Annotated in this window: 13 protein-coding genes and 1 pseudogene; 5 read left to right on the forward strand and 9 right to left on the reverse strand. The window is 73.2% G+C overall.

What is annotated here, in order from left to right; translation table 11 throughout:
• Positions 1-811 precede the first annotated feature (811 nt).
• Together AC5WAM_RS01085 and AC5WAM_RS01090 are read left to right on the forward strand one after the other, a co-directional pair.
• On the forward strand, positions 812-2437 hold the full coding sequence (locus AC5WAM_RS01085) for a class I adenylate-forming enzyme family protein (protein WP_366791868.1): 1626 nt from the start codon (positions 812-814) through the stop codon (positions 2435-2437).
• Between the two features lie 91 nt (positions 2438-2528).
• Positions 2529-3119 (forward strand): CAP domain-containing protein, encoded by a 591-nt coding sequence (locus AC5WAM_RS01090; RefSeq protein ID WP_495521177.1) that lies wholly within the window; start codon positions 2529-2531, stop codon positions 3117-3119.
• Positions 3120-3201: 82 nt separating this feature from the next.
• On the opposite strand, the gene AC5WAM_RS01095 is transcribed toward AC5WAM_RS01090, so the two are convergent.
• From AC5WAM_RS01095 to AC5WAM_RS01110, 4 genes are all read right to left on the reverse strand, one after another.
• Complete coding sequence (locus AC5WAM_RS01095) at positions 3202-3801, reverse strand: YdcF family protein (RefSeq protein ID WP_495521178.1); 600 nt, start codon at positions 3799-3801, stop codon at positions 3202-3204.
• A gap of 20 nt (positions 3802-3821) precedes the next feature.
• Positions 3822-5387, reverse strand: a complete 1566-nt coding sequence (ulaA, locus tag AC5WAM_RS01100) for a PTS ascorbate transporter subunit IIC (protein ID WP_495521179.1) — start codon at positions 5385-5387, stop codon at positions 3822-3824.
• A 46-nt stretch (positions 5388-5433) separates the two neighbouring features.
• Positions 5434-6213, reverse strand: coding sequence for a PTS sugar transporter subunit IIAB (locus AC5WAM_RS01105; protein WP_495521180.1), 780 nt, complete (start codon positions 6211-6213; stop codon positions 5434-5436).
• Between the two features lie 81 nt (positions 6214-6294).
• The gene (locus AC5WAM_RS01110) at positions 6295-7950 is read right to left on the reverse strand and encodes a carboxylesterase/lipase family protein (RefSeq protein ID WP_495521181.1); all 1656 of its coding nucleotides are present in this window, start codon (positions 7948-7950) and stop codon (positions 6295-6297) included.
• A 220-nt stretch (positions 7951-8170) separates the two neighbouring features.
• On the opposite strand from AC5WAM_RS01110, the gene AC5WAM_RS01115 reads away from it, so the two are divergent.
• A complete protein-coding gene (locus AC5WAM_RS01115; protein WP_495521182.1) occupies positions 8171-9208 on the forward strand; it encodes an aliphatic amidase in 1038 nt (345 codons plus the stop codon).
• 81 nt (positions 9209-9289) lie between these two features.
• On the opposite strand, the pseudogene AC5WAM_RS01120 reads toward AC5WAM_RS01115, so the two are convergent.
• Positions 9290-10699 (reverse strand): annotated as a pseudogene (locus AC5WAM_RS01120) (S8 family peptidase); the annotation flags it as partial.
• Between the two features lie 448 nt (positions 10700-11147).
• On the reverse strand, positions 11148-13925 hold the full coding sequence (locus tag AC5WAM_RS01125) for a helix-turn-helix transcriptional regulator (protein WP_495521183.1): 2778 nt from the start codon (positions 13923-13925) through the stop codon (positions 11148-11150).
• A gap of 148 nt (positions 13926-14073) precedes the next feature.
• On the opposite strand from AC5WAM_RS01125, the gene AC5WAM_RS01130 reads away from it, so the two are divergent.
• Entirely contained in the window at positions 14074-14583 is a 510-nt protein-coding gene (locus AC5WAM_RS01130; protein ID WP_495521184.1) for an ATP-binding protein, read from the forward strand.
• Positions 14584-14641: 58 nt separating this feature from the next.
• Here the strand turns inward: AC5WAM_RS01130 and AC5WAM_RS01135 are convergent, their stop codons facing one another.
• From AC5WAM_RS01135 to AC5WAM_RS01145, 3 genes are all read right to left on the reverse strand, one after another.
• Positions 14642-15559 carry a phosphotransferase gene (locus tag AC5WAM_RS01135; protein ID WP_495521185.1) on the reverse strand — a complete coding sequence of 306 codons (918 nt, stop codon included), beginning with the start codon at positions 15557-15559 and terminating at the stop codon, positions 14642-14644.
• 129 nt (positions 15560-15688) lie between these two features.
• A complete protein-coding gene (locus AC5WAM_RS01140) occupies positions 15689-16738 on the reverse strand; it encodes a methyltransferase (protein WP_366791856.1) in 1050 nt (349 codons plus the stop codon).
• Between the two features lie 139 nt (positions 16739-16877).
• Entirely contained in the window at positions 16878-17423 is a 546-nt protein-coding gene (locus AC5WAM_RS01145) for a GNAT family N-acetyltransferase (RefSeq protein ID WP_366791855.1), read from the reverse strand.
• Positions 17424-17586: 163 nt separating this feature from the next.
• Between AC5WAM_RS01145 and AC5WAM_RS01150 the strand changes: the two genes are divergently transcribed.
• Positions 17587-18330, forward strand: coding sequence for a DUF8692 domain-containing protein (locus AC5WAM_RS01150; protein WP_366791854.1), 744 nt, complete (start codon positions 17587-17589; stop codon positions 18328-18330).
• The last annotated feature ends 22 nt before the right edge of the window (positions 18331-18352 follow it).

Genomic DNA, 18352 nt, shown 5'->3' on the forward strand with positions numbered 1-18352 from the left:
GGGAAATTGCGTTGGCGGTGTGCGTCATGACGAGCTGATCGCGGCGCGGCGACGATCCGCGCCGTTCAGGTGGTTGCGCTGAGACTCTTCACGGGGACCGACGCAGCCGGGCTCTCCCCGCCCGCTCCGGTTCCACGGCCTGTTCTTCCTCGCCCGTTTCCACCGTGTCGACGCGGTGGGAGGGGGACTTTGCCGGTGCTTCCTGGAACAGGTTTCTGACGGCAGAGGCGGCAACGCGCATTGCCCATTGATGCGGAGTTACGTGTCGTCCTTGCACGGTCTCGCATCGGGCACGCGGCCCGGGTATGCGAACACAAGGTGCGGGACCGGGATTCATGGCGACGTTATCCCGGCCCTATTCCTCAGTCAACACCTCGGATGGGGCGCCGTGTTGCTGCGCAGACCCTTTCACGCTTCGTCCGTACTGACCGATTCCACGCGCCTCGACAAGACGTCAAATGGTGATCGGGAATTGTCGATCACCGCACCGTTGGGTAATGTCGAGCGTCGCTTTGATGGAGAAGACACGTACCGCATCAATCAATGCATTCGAACTTCTTTCACGACCGGAAGCGCCCCCTCGGGCTCAATGGCCCGCTCGGCGCGAGCCCCGCACCCCGGCGCCGCCGTGACGGCCGGGCCCCCCGGGAGGCGGCGCCGCGACCTCACGCACCGACGACATCAGGCCATGCACATGCGGCGCAAAAGCAACCATCCGCCCCGGATCGGGGGGCATGCTACTCCCCCTGGTGATGGCCGAAGTTACCCCCTGCGAGTCCACGCCTCGCGCACGGCATGTTTGCATGTGTCCATGATCATTAACGAGCAGCAAACAGCCGCGCCGCGAACGTACGTGGACCGCATCCTGGAACACTGGCACAAGGACGAAGAGGCCGAGGCGCTCGTCCAGGGTGCGCAGCGGCTGACCCGGGGCGAAGCGCGCCGACGGCTGTTCAGGCTGGGGCACGCACTGCGCCGGCAGGGGCTCGAGCCCGGCGACGGAGTGGGGCTGTTCCTGGCCAATCGTGTGGACTCCGTGCTGGTGCAACTCGCGGTCCACCTCATCGGCTGCCGCGTCGTCTTCCTGCCGCCCGAGCCGGGCCCCGGCGAGCTCGCCGCGCTGGTCGAGCAGTCCCGGGCGCGGGTCGTGGTCACCGACCCGCTCTTCGCGCGACGGGCCGCCGACGCGGCCGGGCGCAGCGTCCACGCCCCCGCCCTGGTCAGCCTCGGCCCCTGCGCACAGCCGTGTCCGGACCTGCTCGCCCTGGCGGCCGAGTGCCCGGCGGAGCGCCCCGACGGCGTGCCCGCCCCGGCGGCGGACGAGGCCGTCACCGTCCTCTACACCGGCGGCACCCTGGGCAACCCCAAGCTCGCCGCGCACAGCCACCGGCTCTACGACACCCTGGTCGACCTGGCGGAGGACGATCCGCAGAACTCCCGCGCCGGGTTCTTCCCGACCATGGACCCGGGCACGGACCGCGTGCTCGCCTCGACGCTGCTCACGCACGGCAGCGGTCACCTCACCTCGATCCAGGCGCTGGTGACGGGGTCCGCCCTCGTCGTGCTGCCGGAGTTCGAGGCGGGCGCGGCGCTGACGGTGCTGCGCGAGGAGCGGATCACCGCCACCATGTTCGTCCCGCCGATGCTGTACGCGGTTCTCGACCACCCGGAGTGCGTGCCCGGCGCCCTGCCCGCGCTGCGCCGGATCGTCGTGGGCGGCGCGGCGACGTCGCCCAGCCGGCTCCAGCAGGCGGTCGAGGTCTTCGGGCCGGTGCTCAGCCAGGGCTACGGGCAGTCGGAGGCGCTCGGCATCACCGCGTTCGGCGCGGAGGACCTCGCTTCGGAGGCCGCCCGCCGTCCCGAGCTGTGGCGCAGCTGCGGTCGCGCGATATGCGACACCGAGATCGAGATCCGCGGCGAGGACAGCACCCTGGCGCTTCCCGTCCGGCAGGTCGGTGAGGTGTGCGTCCGGGGCGAGACGGTGATGCTCGGCTACTTCGAGGACCCGCGGCGCACCGCCGAGGCCCTGCACGACGGCTGGCTGCGCACCGGCGACATGGGCTACCTCGACGCCGAGGGGTACCTCTACCTCGTCGACCGGGCCAAGGACATCATCGTCACCGGCAGCACCAGCGACAACGTCTACTCCCGGGTCCTGGAGGACTTCCTGCTCACGTTGCCCGGCGTGCGCAACGCGGCGGCCCTCGGCGTACCGGACGAGGAATACGGGGAGGCCGTACAGATCTTCCTGGCCACGGCCGAGGGCGTCGACGTCGACCCGGGCGCGGTCGGTGCGGCGGTGACCGCCGAGCTGGGCGAGCTGTACACGCCCCGCGGGACCGTCCTGCTGAAGCAGCTCCCGACGACCAACGTCGGCAAGGTCGACAAGAAGGCGCTGCGCGCCGCGTGGACGAGCGGGGACTTCGGCACGCCTTAGAAACGCCTGTGCGAAAAGTGTTGTCCCCAGGCCCTGTGCCCGGTCTCCCCTATGTCGGACCGACCGACGATCACCACGAAGTGGAGCGCACATGCACCTGGACAACGCCGACGCCGAGCGCGGCCGTCACGGACGGAGCCGTCGCGGGCTGAAGGTCCGCGTGCTGGCGGGCGGGGCCGTGGCGGCCGCCGCTCTCGCGTCGGTGGGGACGTTCGCCCTCGCGGACACCTCCGGCGGCGAGCAGCCGGGCACCGCCGCCGCGGAGGCTGCGAAGAAGCGCCCGGCGCCGAGCAAGACCGCGCGGTACCAGAAGCAGCTCCTGGTCCTCGTCAACGCCGAGCGGGCGAAGGCGGGGTGCCGGCCGCTGCGTCTGGACCGCCGGGTCCAGGCCGCCGCGCAGGCCCACGCCAAGGACATGGCGGCGCGGGACTACTACGACCACACCAGCCCGGAGGGCAAGAGCGCGGGCGACCGGATGCGCAAGGCGGGATACCGCGCCGGTGCGTGGGGCGAGAACATACACAAGGGCCCGAAGGGCCCCAAGACCGCCATGCGTGACTGGATGCGCAGCTCGGGGCACCGCGCCAACATCCTCAACTGCGCGTACAAGGACTTCGGCGCCGGTGTCAGCCTGAAGGCAGGCGGGCCCTGGTGGGTACAGAACTTCGCCACCAAGCTCTGAGGCCGGGCGGGTCCAGGGCCGTGCGGACAGGTCCTGGACCCGCCGCCGGTGAACCCGGAGGACGGGGCCGGGACTCCGGCGGCTACGGCGCTGGCTTCCGTTCGTCGGCCGTGAGGCCACGGAGCGTCCAGAGTCCGTACAGGGCCAGCAGCGGCTTGACCGCCGTCCACTCCCCCGGGCGGCAGTCGTCCGCGCGCACCAGCCGCTCGGCGAGGTCGGGGCGCTGCCGCCGCAGGTACGCGCGTGCCTTGAGCGCGTGCGCGGGCTGGGAGACGATCTTGATGCGGTCGGCGTCTTCGAGCAGGGGGATCACGTTCGTGATGTTCTCCCAGGTCGTCCGGCTGCGGTCTTCGAGGACCACCGTGCCGCGGAACCCGAGCACCGACGTCGCGTAGTCGGCCATCACTGCGGCCTCCGTGGCGCCGCCGCTGGTCGCGCCGCCGCTGAAGATCACGCGTGGGTCCGCCGCTCCGCCGCCGGTGGCGGAGCGGATTCCGGCGCGGACCCGCCAGCGGTTGATGACGTTCGCTGTCGCCTGGGGGTTGTGGAACCCCAGCACGACCACGGCCTCGACGGCGCCCGCGCCGCGCCCCACGAGAGTGCGGGACCAGCGCCGGTTCAGCCACTCGCCCCAGGCCAGGACCGCCGCCCCCGCGATCGCCGCTCTCGTCCTCCGTCGCATGCGGCGACTCTACGACGCCGTCACGCGTCACCTTGTGTCGGCGGCGCGGGCGGCTTCGGCGCTCCCGGAGGCGGCGCGATCTTCCCGTACGCGGTGGCCGGGGCCGCGGGTGCGGCGGGGGCCTGCTCCGCGCGGGGCAGGAGCGCGTCGCGGCGGGCGCCCGGGTCCCAGCCCGTCTCCACGACCCGCTTCTGCACGACGATGGCCCCGGCCAGGATCACCGCGCCCAGGAGCAGCATCAGGACGGCGCCGCCCACCGTCCCGGCCTTGGCGGCGTTGCCGATGAGGGAGCCGAACCAGCCGAAGTCCGCGTCGCCGAACGTCGTGTTCTCCTTGCCGAAGGCGCCGAGGACCTCAAGGAGCAGCGCGGGCAGGAACGTGATGAGGACGCCGTTGAGGAAGGCGCCGACCACCGCGCCGCGCCGCCCGCCGGTGGCGTTGCCGTACACGCCCGCGGCACCACCGGTGAAGAAGTGCGGCACCAAGCCGGGCAGGACGAGGGCGAGCCCGAAGGCCGGTTCGAGGAGCCAGGCGAGCAGGCCGAGGCTGATCAGGCCGCCGATGAAGCTGGAGAGGAAGCCGATCAGGACGGCGTTCTGCGCGTACGGGAAGACGATCGGCGCGTCCAGCGACGGCACCGCGCCCGGCACCAGCCTGTTCGCGATGCCCTGGAAGGCGGGCACGAGTTCGCCGAGGATCGTGCGGACGCCGAAGAGGATCACGGCGACGGCGATGCCGAACTGCAGGCCCTGCATGATCGACTGCATGACGTACGCGCCGACGTCGGGCGCGGCCGGACCGCCGTCCGCGGCGAACGCCTTGAAGGCGGTCTCCTTGCCCACCTTGGCGAGGAACACCAGCGACATGATCAGGTAGATGAGCACCATGGACAGGGCCGTGGCGACCATCGAGTCCCGCAGGAAGCGCAGGCCCTCGGGCAGCTTCATGTCCTCCGTGGAGCGGCTGCGGCGCCCGACGAGCTGCCCCGTCGCCCCGGCGACGACGTAGCCCGCGGTGCCGAAGTGGCCGATCGCCACGGTGTTGTTGCCGGTGACGCGCTTGGTCCAGGGGTGGGCGAAGGCGGGCAGCGCCACGAGCAGGATGCCGAGCAGAACGCCGCCGACGACGACCACGACCCATGACTTCTGTCCGGCGGTGGCGAGCACCATCGTCAGGAGCGTGGCCATGAACAGCATGTGATGGCCCGTCAGGAAGACATAGCGCAGCGGCGTGAAGCGGGCGAGCGCCAGGCTGACCGCGAAGCCGAGGATCATCAGCCAGGCCACCCGCGAGCCGTACTCGGCCTGGGCGATGCCGACGATGGCCTCGTTCGTCGGGATCACGCCGTGCGCACCCGTCGAGCCCTGGATCATCTCGCCGAGCGGGGCGAGCGCCGCCACCACGAGCCCGGCACCCGCGCCGATCAACAGGAACCCCAGCGTCGCCTTGATCGCGCCGCCGAGCACCTGGCCCGCCGACTTGCGCAGCGCGACCAGACCCGCGGCCGTGATGAGCCCGATCAGATACGCGGGCTGGCTGAGGATCTCATCGACCAGGAACTTCGCTACCGATACCAGCCAGTCCACGGCGCTCTTCCTCCCACTTCTCCACTGTCGTGTGCGGTGCTCCGGCTCATACGTCGTACGTGTCCCGCAGCACCCGGTCGGCCTCCGCGGTGGAGGTGAAGTCGTCCACGACCTTCACGGGGATGCCGACGTCGCCGAGGGTCCTGGCGATCTCGCGGGAGGTGAGGATCGCGACGGCCTCGGCCGCCTTGCCCTTGGCGGAGATGGTGTCGGTCGCCTCCACGGTCACGTACCGGCCCCACCCCCAGCGTTCGAGGACCTGCTCCAGGGTGTTCTTCAGGAACAGGCTGGTGCCCAGGCCGTTGCCGCAGACGGTGAGGATCTTGTGCACGGTCCGGCCGCCGCTTGCCGCGCGGTCCCGCGCGGGCCCGGGTGGGGCCTGCCCCGCGAGCAGCGCCCGCAGGACCTGCGGCGTGGGCGCGTTCCGCAGGGCCCGCTCGGTCTCCGGGTCCGCGAGCAGCCGGGCCAGTGAGGCCATCGCCTCGGTGTGCTGGGAAGCGTCCCGCGCGGCCAGCGCCACGACCAGGTCCACCGGGTCGTTCGTCGCGTGCCCGAACGCCACCGGCCGCGCGAGCCGTACCCAGGACATGCCCGTCCGCAGCACCGCCGGTGAGGGCCGCGCGTGCGCGAAGGCGAAGCCGGGCGCGAGCACGATGTACGGGCCGTTGTCCACGACGCTCCGGATCATCTCGCCGGTGTACGCGTCCGTACTGCTGCCGGTCTCCACCAGCAGCTCACCCGCGAGGCGCACCGCCCCGCGCCAGTCCTCGGCCTCGGCCCCGAGCCGGATCGCCTCCACCGGCAGCAACGCGCTCACAGACACCATGAGGCTGATCGTTTCACAGGCCACGGGGCCGGGCCGAGGGCTCGGGCCGCGCGACGTTCCCGTCGGCGGACCCGTGCCCGCTCAGTCGGTCTGCTCGTCCCAGAACGCGCAGTGGTGTGCGCGGGCGGCGTCCACCGGGCGGATGCCGTCCGGACCGGGGGCCAGCGACAGCACGGTCGGGCCGGTGGCGGAGCCCGGCCAGGCGGGCGCGTCCGGGGAGTTCGGGTCACCGGTGGTCGCGAACCGGGTCCAGTAGCCGGCCATGCGGGCCGCCAGCGCGTGCTGTTCGGGGGTGAACCGCGGCACCGTGTCGGTCGGGAAGAGGTACGGCAGCTCGAAGCCGTGCGCAGCCCCGTAGGGGTAGCCCTCCACCGCCGGGAGCTCCGCGAGGCGCGGCGCGTTCGTGTCGCTGAAGAGGTAGGCGTACGTGGGCACGCGCGCGGCCAGCGCGCGGTTGGCCCGCAGTGCGGGGCAGGTGAACGAGGCGTCGGACGTCAGGGCGGCCCAGGCGGCCCCCGGCGAGGTGTGGGCCGTCAGCGGGTACTGCTTCTCGACGGCCGCTGCCGCCGTGCCGAAGGAGTTGACCAGCCGGGCCCGGTACGCGCGCGCGTCGGGGATCGGGGCCACCGACTGCGTCAGGGCGAGGAAGAGCCGCAGCTCGTCCTTGTTGGTGCCCTGCACCACCGGCACGCGGCGGAAACGGCCCTTCTCCAGGGCCCGGTCGGGGCGCAGGGGCAGCTCCCCGCCCCCGTAGGAGACGAGGGAGAACGTCTGCGTCAGCGTGGGTGTCACCAGCTTGTCGGGGCTCAGACGGCGCAGGCAGTCGAGCGTCCCGCCCGGCCGTGCGCAGCCGAGTGCGGCGGCGGCCGCCGTGCCCGCCGTCTCCGTCCGGCTGCGCGGCACGAACGGCTCGTAGCGAGGTTGTGCGGGGAGGACGGCACCGCGCGGGAACGCGGTCATGCAGGACCCGCTCTGCAGCACCGCCCGGTGGAAGAGCCCCGCGGACTTCGGCGAGGTGAGGTGCGCGCAGGCGCTCAGCGCTCCGGCGGACTCCCCGAACAGCGTCACCCGGGCCGGGTCTCCCCCGAAGCGGGCCGCGTTCGCCCGCACCCAGCGCAGCGCCGCCCGCTGGTCGGCGAGGCCGAAGTTCGTCGCGCCGCGCAGCTCCGGGTGGCCGAAGAAGCCGAGGACGCCGAGCCGGTAGTTGAGCGTCACGACCACGGTGTCGCCCTGGACGGCGAGGCGCTCGGCCCGGTACGGGGAGCCCGAGCCGATGGTGAAGCCGCCGCCGTGCACCCACACCATGACCGGCCGGCCCCGCCCCTTCGCCGCGGGGGCCGGGGCGGACGGCACGGTCACGTTGAGGGTGAGACAGTCCTCCGAGCCGGTCACGGGGCCGGGCCCGAACTGCGGGAGCTGGGGGCACTTCGGGCCGGGCGCGCCCGCGTCGCGCACCCCCTGCCAGGGCCGTGCCGGTCGCGGGTCACGCCAGCGCAGCGGCCCGGTCGGCGGCGCGGCGAAGGGGATCCCCTCGAAGGTGTCGTACACGCCGTGGGACCGGCCCCGCACCGGCCCGTGGTCGGTGACGACGACCGGGCCGTCGGCCCCCGGGCCGCGCGCGGCCGGTCGGCCGGGGGCCCCGGCGCCCGTGGCCGGTGCGGTGAGGAGAGCGGACAGCGTGAGGACCAGCGCGCACAGCGCGCCGCCTCGGCGTCGTGAGGGACGGGATTCCGGCATGGTGACGTCCTTCGGCGGCCGGGGGCCCACGGTGGACCCGAGCGCCCTGGTACGTACCCGGGACCGCGCGTGGTCACCTGTTCGGAATGCGCCCATATGGCGGTGGATGAGGGACTCGCTCCGTCCCGTGCCTCCCTGCCGGAACGCTTGTCATGCCGCCGGGGCGGGCGTTGTCTGGGCGGGGACGCCCGGTACGACAACGCAACGGAAGGAGCGAACGATGCGCCATGGCGACATCGCCTCCGGCCCGGACACGGTCGGGGTCGCAGTGGTGAACTACAAGATGCCCCGGCTCCACACCAGGGCGGAGGTGCTCGACAACGCCCGGAAGATCGCTGAGATGGTGCGGGGCGTCAAGGTCGGCCTGCCGGGCATGGACCTCATCGTCTTCCCCGAGTACTCCACGCACGGGATCATGTACGACCCGGGCGAGATGCTGGACACCGCCTCCCGCGTGCCGGGTGAGGAGACCGAGGTCTTCGGCGCGGCCTGTCGTGAGGCGGGGGTCTGGGGAGTCTTCTCGCTGACCGGCGAGCGGCACGAGGACCACCCGCACAAGCCGCCCTACAACACCCTGGTGCTCATCGACGACCAGGGTCGCATCGCGCAGAAGTACCGGAAGATCTTCCCGTGGTGTCCGATCGAGGGCTGGTACCCGGGGGACTCCACTCGGGTGACCGAGGGCCCCAAGGGCCTACGGATCTCGCTGATCGTCTGCGACGACGGCAACTACCCGGAGATCTGGCGGGACTGCGCGATGAAGGGCGCCGAGCTGATCGTGCGCTGCCAGGGCTATATGTACCCGGCCAAGGACCAGCAGGTCCTCATGGCCAAGGCGATGGCCTGGGCGAACAACTGCTATGTCGCGGTCGCCAACGCCACCGGGTTCGACGGCGTCTACTCCTTCTTCGGGCACTCCGCGCTCATCGGCTTCGACGGGCGCACGCTGGGCGAGACCGGTGAGGAGGAGTACGGCATGCAGTACGCGCAGCTGTCGGTGTCCGCCATCCGGGACGCGCGCGCCCACGACCAGTCGCAGAACCACCTGTACAAGCTGATGCACCGCGGCTACTCCGGTGTGCACGCGGCGGGAGAGGGCGAACGGGGCGTGGCGGAGTGCCCGTTCGACTTCTACCGGCTCTGGGTGACCGACCCGGCCAAGGCCGCGGAGAACGCCGAGGCGATCACCCGTGACACGGCCGGTGTCGCGGACTGCCCGGTGGGCTCGTTGCCCGTGCCGCCCCCGAAGGAGGGCTGAGGCCGTCGGTGTGCGCGGGCCGGGGCCCGGCGCCGCCGCGGCGCCGGGCCCCGTGGGGTTCCGTTCCGGTCAGGGGGTGCCGAGCGCGGACAGGGTCGCTGTCGCGTCGGCCAGGCCCGCGCCGCAGCCGCCGGAGCAGGTGCCGGGCAGCGGGCGGGCGTTGGCCTTGATGGCCGACTCGACCTGGGCCGGGGTGATGCCGGACTTGGTCTGGTACATCAGCGCGGCGAGCCCGGCGATGTGGGGTGCGGCCATGCTGGTGCCCTGGTAGGCGACGTAGGTCTCTCCGCCGATGCTGCGGGTGCCGGAGTTCAGGGTGGACAGGATGCCGTCGGCGGTGTTCGGCGAGGTCTCGCCGCCGGGGGCGGTGATGTCGACGACGCTGCCGTAGTTGGAGTAGACGGCCCGGTTGCCCTGGCGGTCGGCGGCCGCGACGGCGATGACGTTCTTGCAGCTGGCCGGGTTGAAGTTCGCGGCGTTGGCATTGGAGTTGCCGGCCGCGACGACGACGGTGGTGCCGCGGTTCACTGCTGCGTTGACGGCGCTCTGCGTGCCCGCGTCACAGGCACCGCCGCCGCCCAGGCTCATGTTGATGACGTCGGCGGGGTGGGGGTTGGCCGCGACGCCCTGCACGGTGCCGCCGGAGGACCAGGTGATGGCGTCGATGATGTCCGCCGTGGTGCCGCCGCACTTGCCCAGGACGCGGACGGGCTGGACCTTGGCCCGGTGGGCGATGCCCGTGATGCCCTTGGCGTTGTCGCCCGTGGCCGCGATGGTGCCCGCGACATGGGTGCCGTGCCAGGAGTTGTTGGTGTCGCGGGCGGGGACGGGCTGGCCTTTCGCGTCGGTGCCGCACTCGCCGCGGTTCATCCAGTCGCCGGGGTCCGCGGAGTCGCCGTCCCGGCCGTCGCCGTCCTGGGCCATCCAGGGGTCGGAGATGAAGTCGTACCCGGGGACCACGTTGGCGGCCAGGTCGGAGTGGGCGACGTAGCCGGTGTCGATGACCGAGACGTTGACGCCCTCACCGGTGGCGCCCTGCGCCCAGGCGCCGGGAACCCTCATGCCGGCCTTGTCCTCGAAGAGGTCCCACTGTTGCGCGTAGAGGGTGTCGTTGGGGTCGGCCGCGGCGTACACGCGGGTGTCGGGGACGACGTACGCGACGTCGGGGTCGGCGGCGAAGGCGGCCATGACGTCCTTGACGTCCTTGGTGCCGAGGTCGTCACCGAGGTCGACCAGGGCGGCGCCGGTGCCGAGGCGCCGCTCGAAGGCAAGGCTCTCGCCGACGTCCTCGCCCTTGGCGCGGGCGTCGGCGCGGGCCTCGGTGTTGGAGGTGGCCTCGTCGGCGTGTGGGGTGTAGCCGACGATGAGGCGCTCGGTGGGGACCGCCTTCGCCACGGACGCGCCGGGTACCGCGGCGGAGTCCGGGCCCGGGGCCGCGACGACGGTGGTGACTCCGGTGCCGAGCAGGACGGCGGCGCCGACCGTGGCCAGCAGGGATATGCGTATGCGTGTGGAACCGCTCAAGATGTGCCTTTCACGGGCTGGTCCGGGCATGCCGGACCAGCGGTTCGTGCCGTGCATGACAAAACTGCTTCGCGCCTGTGCCGAGTGGTGCGTGTGGGGATGTGGGGGCGGCACAGGCACGACGGCGCGCGGGGCTCCGCGAAGACGCCATGACGCGCCACAGGCCGGACGCACGCCCGTCCGTCACACAGGACTCGTACGGCCTGCAACAGATGAACGTTCGACCAACCGGTGGCAGGGAACTTATGACCGGACGAACAGCACGCCTATCCGGAAGGCCCAACCTACGGATACGCAATTAACCAGGCCTACAGGCCGTGTTGGTCTAGGCCTGACCTGGGGTTTTGGCGTCGGCACGGGCACCGGCTCCCTCAACGCGATCCTTGCCGGGCGGCGTTGGGGGCGTGCCGGAGGCCTACGGGGCCAGCTCCTGCCGGGTCGCCGTGCCCAGTTTGCGCATGGCCCGGGCGACGTGCTGTTCGACCGTACGCGGCGACAGGTGCAGGGTGGTGGCGATCTCACGGTTGGTCAGCCCGTTGCCCGCCAGCTCGGCTACCTCGCGCTCGCGCGGGGAGAGCTGGTCGCGATAGGAGGGCCGCCCGGGGCGGCGCCGGTGCCTCTCGGGCTGGTGGGCGCGCGAGAGCGCCCGTACGCGCGCCGCGTCCCAGGCCGCGCCGAGGTCACTGAACTGCTCGGCGGCGAAGGCGAGATCGGCGAGGCCCTGTTCGCGGGGCGTGTCGGGGGTGGTGTCCTCGTCGTGCGTGTCGTCGCGGTCGTCGTCCTTCGTGTCGCGGCCTTCGGGTGTGTGGGCGTCCGCCTCCCGCAGGGCGCAGCGTCCGGCGCCCTCGGCCGTCAAGGCGTGGGCGTAGGGCCGGGGCAGGGCGGCGAACGCGCTTGCCGCCCGCTGGTAGAGGGGGCGGGCCCCGGCCGGGTCGTCGGTCGCCTCGGCCAGCGCGGCGCGGGTCCACCACAGGGCCGCGTCGGCGGCGGGGGACGCGAGGCCCCGCAGGCCGTCGGAGAAGGCGTCCACGAGCCGGCGCGCGCCCGTGGTGTCGCCGTCGCGGGCCAGCGCCTCGACCGCCCAGGGCGCCAGCTCCGCCGCCCATACGAACACGCCCTTGGTGACGATGTTGTTCCAGGCGGTACGGGCCCGCGCGGCCGCGTCGGCGAGGTCCTGCCGCGCCAGGGCGAGTCGGATGAGCGCCCCGGCGAGGGTCGCGCCCAGGGGTGCGGCGGCGTGTTCGGCCAGGGGCGCGTCCTTGCCCGACAGCCATGACGCCGCCGGGCCCCAGCCGCCGCGCGCGAGGTTGAGCAGCCCCAGCACGGTGCGGGCGTCGGCCGAGATGACCGGCATGTCGGCGGTTTCGCGGACGAACGCTTCGCAGCGCTCACCGAGGCCTTCCCACTGTCCTGTGGCCCACTCCAGGAGCAGCCGGGTGCCCATCGCCGTCCGCTCGGTGTAGGGGGCGCCGCTGCGCGCGGACAGTTCGAGGCCCTGGTCGAGCAGTTCGCGGGTGCGGTCGTAGTAGCCCAGCCACACCGAGGAGTCCGCGGCGTTGCACAGGCCGCGGGCCGCGTGGCGGCGGCAGCGGGGGTCGGGGCTGTCGACGGGGAGGGCCTTCAGCAGCTCCCAGCCCTCGGGGTTGCCGTAGCTGAGGGCCAGCCCCGCCCGGTTCGCGGCCACGGCGGTCTTCACGACCTCGTCACCGCTGGCCGCGCTGGCCCGCTCGGCGTCCCGCATCCACGCCAGGTGGACGTCCAGGGAGTTGCCCGGCCAGTAGGGCATGGCCAGGGCCGACATCGCCCTGGCCGCGAGCTCCGGCCGCTCCTCGCGCAGCTCCGCGGCGGACCGTTCCAGCTCCGCCCAGCCGTGCGTGCTCATGCCGACCTGGTTGCACAGCAGGAGTCCCAGGTCAAGGCGCATCTCGCCGCGTACGGCCCGCGGCAGGTCCTCGTCCTGCACGATCTGCGTGAGCACCTCGACCGTCTGGTCGGAGCGCAGCGCGACGACGGCGCTGGCGGCCAGGACGGGAGCGAGGCGCGCTCGCGCGGGGCGCGACACGAGCGGCGAGGCGAGGGTGTCCTCAAGGAGCGCGATGACCTCCTGGTGGCGGCCCTCGGCTGCGAACTCACGGGCCGCGCGTTCCACGGCCCGCAGCCAGGCGCGCATCTCACCGCCCGCCCGGCGGTGCCGGGCCAGGGCCGCCCAGGGCACGGGGTGCCTGCGCTGGAGCAGTGCGGCCGCCCGGCCGTGCAGTTCCTGGCGCACGGGCCCGGGGACCGCCTCAAGGACGGCCTCGGCCGCGAGCGGCACCGGCACGGCGTAGCGGTGCTCGGCGTCCTCCAGCAGGGCGGCTCGCGCGAGGGCGGCCACCAGCGCGTCGCGGCCGTCATGGCCTTCCCGGCCGCCGTCGCCGCCGGGGTCGTCGTCCGTTCCTTGAGCCGTACGCACATCGAGCCCGGCCACGGCCAACAGGTCCGCCCCGGACGCCGGTTCGCCGAGGACCGCCGCGGCCCACACCACACGCCGGGCGGGACCGGGCAGGGCATCGGTGCGGTGCAGCATCAGCTCGGCCAGCCGTACGGGCACCCCCGCGGCATCGACGTCAGCGGCGGTGCAGCGCTCCCCCGCGCTGTCGCGCAGCACGGCCAGCAGGTCGACCACCACCTGGGCCACACCGCCCGACCGCTCGTGCAGCCGGGCCACCGCCTGGGGCGCGCAGCCCTCCCCCAGGACCTCGCGAGCCGCCTCCGCGACCTGACCGGCGTGCCACGGCAGCACCTGGTGGCGCAGTATCACCAGGCCGTCGGGGTAGCGAAGCGGCGCGGGACCGAACGGCAGACCGGGCCGGGCCAGTTCTTCGGGGCGGTAGGTGACGACGACGGCCGTCCGCGGCGCGGCCTTTGCCACCACGTCCCGTATCCGGGCCAGGGCCGCCGCGTCCGCCGCGTGCACGTCGTCCACCAGCAGCAGCGCGGGGGCGTCGGCGGCGATGTCCGGCGCCTGACGGTCGCCGCAGCGCCAGAGGGTCATCACGTCGGCGGCCTCCGGCAGCTCGGCCAGGCGCCGCAGCAGCCGGCTCTTGCCCGTGCCCGCGGCTCCGGCAACCAGGACCAGCACGGGACCGGCGTCCTTCTCGGCCAGTGTCCGCCGTATCCGGCCTTCCCAGAATTCCTCACCCTGCGTGACCACGCTGCTCCTGTACGCCGTCTACCAGGCCTTCCGGCCTTCTTTGCGTATCCGTATTTCGCCCGGCACTGATTGCTTTTCGCCTGCCGTGGTTGACAGCGTGCTAAGCGCCCGTGATGCGACGCTCCGGGCACGGCAGCGGGAGGACCGCATGATCACCGCCCAGTACGCGCAACCGTCCCGAACGGGCACCGGTGCGATCCCGGCCGCGCCCGCGGCGCCCACTGGCCCGGCCACCGTGCACCGCGAGTCGCTGGCCACGCTGGCGGCCACCGCCGCCGCGGCTCCGGCCCTGCGCCGCTTGGCGACGACGTCCGCGCAGGCCTGGCACCTCGATGCCGCCACCCGCGAAGCGCTGGCGCTCGTCGTCACTGAGCTGGTCACAAATGTCATACTGCACAGCGGCAGCCCCCGTGTCACTCTGCGACTGCGCCTCCTGACCGGCGTCCTGCGCGTCGAGGTCCACGACACCGGCTGCTGGCACCGCCGGGTGACGCGCCGCCCCGACCGGCACACCACCGCGCCGGACGACACGACGGCGGACCTCCTGCACGCCGAGTCCGGCCGCGGCCTCGCCCTCGTGGAGGCCTACTCCGCCCACACCACGATCCGCCCCTCCCGCACGGGCACGACCGTCCTGGCCGAACTCCCCCTGCCGTGAGCCGCGGGCCCCGGCGGCCTGTCCGGGCCGGGTGGCACCCGCTGCCTGCGGGCGCGGCTCACGGGCGGACCGACGCGGTGAGGCGTCGCAGCGCGGCCTGAGCGGGCGGCCCCCAGGTGGCCTTGCCTCCAGGGCGGCCGCGGACTCCGGCGTCTGCGATGTGGAGGCAGGCGAGCGCGCGCAGTACCGCCCAGCCGCGGGCGCGGCGCAGGGTCGCGGTGTCCGGGCTCGGCCGACAGGCCTCGTGGAAGAGGTCGAGTGCTCCGTCCGGCAGCAGGATCCAGGCGGCGGCGAGGTCGAAGGCCGGGTCACCGGCGAAGAGGTCGCCGAAGTCGATGACGCCGCAGAAGGTGCCGTGCGAGGTCAGGACGTTGGCCGGGTGCAGATCGCCGTGGAGCCAGAGCCGTGGTCCCGCCCAGCCCGGCGCGGCGGCGGCGTCCTCCCAGACCTCGCGGACGGCCTCCGGGTCGCGGACCAGCCCCCGTTCGGTGGCCGAGGTGAGCCCTTGGGCGAACGCTTCGGCGGTGTCGGCCAGCGGGCCGCCACGGTCGCGGCCTTCGGGTGCCGCGTCGGGGGCGGGGCGGTGGAGGGCGGCCAGGAAGGCGGCGAGGGTGACGGCCGCGTCCGCGGGGCGCGTGGCGGGGGCGCGGTCGGCGGGCTCCCCCTGCACCCAGGTGGTGACGAGCCAGGGCCGGGGGAACCGTGCGGAGGGCTCACCGAGGCGCTGCGGGACGGGAACAGGCAGGGGCAGGCGCGGCGCGAGGGCGGGCAGCCAGGCGTGCTCCTTGCGCAGCAGGTCGTCCGCGGACCGCGTCGCCCAGGGCATCCTCACGGCGAGGTCGTCGCCGAGCCGCCACACTTGGTTGTCCCAGCCGAGCGCGCCGAGCTTCAGGGGGCGGTCCGCCAGGTCCGGGTGCTGTGCGCGCAGCAGCTCCCGGATCAAGTCCTCGGTGATGTCCGTGTCGGGTGCCGTCATGCGGAGCAACGGTAGTGGGGCGGTGGTCCGCGCGGGCTTCGGGTCGATGCGGGCCACGTCCCGGTGCCCGAGGGGCTTGTGGAGCGGACGATCCCGCCCGGCCGCGCGCGTCCGGGAGGCGTCCGGTGCCTACGCGTCGTCCACGGCCTGGGCCTCGACGACGCTCAGGACGGTGGGAGTGGGAACGACCCGGGTCAGCCGCAGGCCCGCCTCGGTCAGCACGGCGCGGAAGTCCTCGTGCGTGCGCTCGCGCCCCACCAGCGAAGCCATCATCAACAGGTCCAGGTCCTTGGCCTGGTGAGGGCGGTTGTCGGGTGCGATGACCGCGTCCACCACGAGGATCCGCCCGCCCGGGGCGAGCGCGCGGCGGCAGGCGCGCAGCAGGCGGACGCACTGCTCGTCCTGCCAGTCGTGCAGGATGCGCTTGAGGACGACGACGTCGCCCTTGGGCACGTCGGTGAAGAAGTCGCCCTCAGCGGTGGACCACCGTCCGGCGAGCGCCGCGTCGTCGGCGAGGCGGTGCCCGGCCACGACGTGGGCCCGGTCGTACAGGACCCCCTTGAGCCCCGGCCCGGCCCGCAGGATCGCGGCGAGGAACCCGCCCTGGCCGCCGCCGACGTCCACGACGGTGCCGGTCTTCGGGAAGTCGTAGGCGCCGGCGATCGGTTCGTTCTCCACGCCGGACATGGCGGCCATGCCGTCGTGGAAGACGGCCGCGGTCTTGGCGTCCTGGGCGAAGTGGTCGAAGAACGGCCGGGTGAAGATCTCCTCGAAGACGGATTCGCCGGTGCTCAGGCAGTGGTCCATCCGGCCCGCCGGGAGCCAGAACGTACGGTCGGTGATCATGAGGATCCCGTCCCGTACGGAGCCCGGGACGTCGGACCGCAGTGCTTGCCCGGCCGCCCCGAGGCGGAAGCGCCCCTGCTCGTCCTCGACGAACAGGCCCCGGGTGGCGAGCAGTCGGAGCACCCGGGTCAGGGCCGCCGGGTCGGTCTCGGTGGCGGCGGCCAACTCGGCGGGCGCACGCGGGCCGTCGGCCAGGTGGTCGGCCACGCGCGCGAGCGCGGCCGCCCTGAGCGCGGCCGGGAAGACGAAGCCGAGCGCCGCGTCGATGAGTGCGGCGCCTCCCCCGTCCCCGCCGTGCGCACCCCGCTCACCAGCAGTGCCCCTGTCGCCCATCGCCCCGGCTCCTTCCGCTCCCGCGCCCGGTCGAGCACAGCCGTGCCCCACGGCCCGCTCCCTCAACCCCGGCGTCCGCCGCACGGGTCACCAATGGCGCGTTCTGAGCGTCACCGGGCCGGGCCCCGGCTGCCAGCGGTCACGACGAGACGAGGTCGGGCTTGAAGTCCCGCACGAGGAGTCCCAGCAGCACCTCGTCGACGAACTCGCCCATCACCCAGGCCGAGGAGCGCAGCACGCCCTCGCGGACGAAGCCGTTGCGCTCGGCGGAACGCAGCATCGCGGGGTTGTCCGACAGGGTCTCGATCTGCAGGCGGTGCAGGCCGCGCACCACGAAGCCGTAGTGACACAGGACCCCGACCACGTCCGTGCCGTAGCCCTTGCCGCGCGAGGACGGCAGCAGTCCGAGGCCGATGTGCGCGGACCGGTTGTGCTGGTCGATGTTCCACAGCACGGCGTCGCCGACCAGCGTGCCGCCCTCCAACTCCACGACGGAGAAGGTGGCGTGGCGCAGCTCCTTGTCGTCCACCGCGAAGGGCGACTCCTTCGAGCCGGGCGTGATCGGCCGCCACGGCCGGGTGTCGGACCGCGCCTGGTTGACCACGTCGTCGTGGAGTCCGGCGTGCAGGACGGGCACGTCGTCCTCGTGCCGGGCCCTGAGCCCGACCTTGTTCCCTCTCAGCATGGGAGCTTCCTATCCGACCGTGCGGATCAGCGGCAATCCAATAACTCGGCGCGGGGAGCGGGTTCAGCGCGCACGCGCCGCCGCGGGACTTCTGTCCGGAACAGCACCCCGCGGAGCGCCCCGAACGCTGCGTCCGCCGATCAAGCCGCTAGCCTCCGTACGCATGACCGATACACAAACCCACGACCAGCGCGTCGGTGAGCTCGTGAGACCGCCTGCCCACCGTGTCCTGTGGTTCGCCGCGGGCGCCACCGCGTTCTTACTCCTCGCCGACCTCGGTACGCGTGCCTACAACCACTACGACTCCATACCGACCATCCGCAGGTTGGTGAACGTCGACGTCGAGGCCAATCTGGCCACGTGGTGGAACAGCACGCTCCTGTTGGCCGTGGCGGGCGTGGCGTTGACCGCGGCCCTGCTCAGCGGGCGCGACACCCGCCCCGGGCGGTTGTCGTGGCTGGGCCTCGCCGCCGCGACCGCGCTGCTCAGCATCGACGAGACGGTGTCGCTGCACGAGCGCCTCGGCGAGGTCGGCCGGTCGTGGAAGGAATGGGCCGGGGGTGCGCTGCCCACGCACGCCTGGGTGCTGCCCGGGGCACTGCTCGCGGCGGCGGGCACCGTCTGCGCCGTGCTGTGGGCGCGCAAGCTCCCGCGCGATCTGCGCAACGGGGTGCTGAGCGCACTGGGGGTGTACCTCGGCGGGGCGCTGGTGACCGAGGCGTTCAACGGCTGGGCGCTCGAGAACGGCCACAGCGTCGTGCTCATGCTGGGAACGCTCGTGGAGGAGGGTTTGGAGATGAGCGGCTGCATCGTCGCCCTCGCCGTCCTCAGCCGTTACGTGCTCCTTGAGCGTGACCCCGCGACCGGGCGCGCGGCGGTCCGGCTGCGCGACGGCCGGACCGCGTAGCCGCCGCGCGGGGGTACGTGTC

The sequence above is a fragment of the Streptomyces sp. JLYT201 genome (assembly GCF_059448825.1).

Excerpts from the sequence above, each read along its gene's own strand:
- AC5WAM_RS01085 (WP_366791868.1), top strand. The coding sequence starts at position 812 with ATGATCATTAACGAGCAGCAAACAGCCGCGCCGCGAACGTACGTGGAC.
- AC5WAM_RS01090 (WP_495521177.1), top strand. The coding sequence starts at position 2,529 with ATGCACCTGGACAACGCCGACGCCGAGCGCGGCCGTCACGGACGGAGC.
- AC5WAM_RS01095 (WP_495521178.1), bottom strand. The coding sequence starts at position 3,801 with ATGCGACGGAGGACGAGAGCGGCGATCGCGGGGGCGGCGGTCCTGGCC.
- AC5WAM_RS01105 (WP_495521180.1), bottom strand. The coding sequence starts at position 6,213 with ATGGTGTCTGTGAGCGCGTTGCTGCCGGTGGAGGCGATCCGGCTCGGG.
- AC5WAM_RS01110 (WP_495521181.1), bottom strand. The coding sequence starts at position 7,950 with ATGCCGGAATCCCGTCCCTCACGACGCCGAGGCGGCGCGCTGTGCGCG.
- AC5WAM_RS01115 (WP_495521182.1), top strand. The coding sequence starts at position 8,171 with ATGCGCCATGGCGACATCGCCTCCGGCCCGGACACGGTCGGGGTCGCA.
- AC5WAM_RS01130 (WP_495521184.1), top strand. The coding sequence starts at position 14,074 with ATGATCACCGCCCAGTACGCGCAACCGTCCCGAACGGGCACCGGTGCG.
- AC5WAM_RS01135 (WP_495521185.1), bottom strand. The coding sequence starts at position 15,559 with ATGACGGCACCCGACACGGACATCACCGAGGACTTGATCCGGGAGCTG.
- AC5WAM_RS01140 (WP_366791856.1), bottom strand. The coding sequence starts at position 16,738 with ATGGGCGACAGGGGCACTGCTGGTGAGCGGGGTGCGCACGGCGGGGAC.
- AC5WAM_RS01145 (WP_366791855.1), bottom strand. The coding sequence starts at position 17,423 with ATGCTGAGAGGGAACAAGGTCGGGCTCAGGGCCCGGCACGAGGACGAC.
- AC5WAM_RS01150 (WP_366791854.1), top strand. The coding sequence starts at position 17,587 with ATGACCGATACACAAACCCACGACCAGCGCGTCGGTGAGCTCGTGAGA.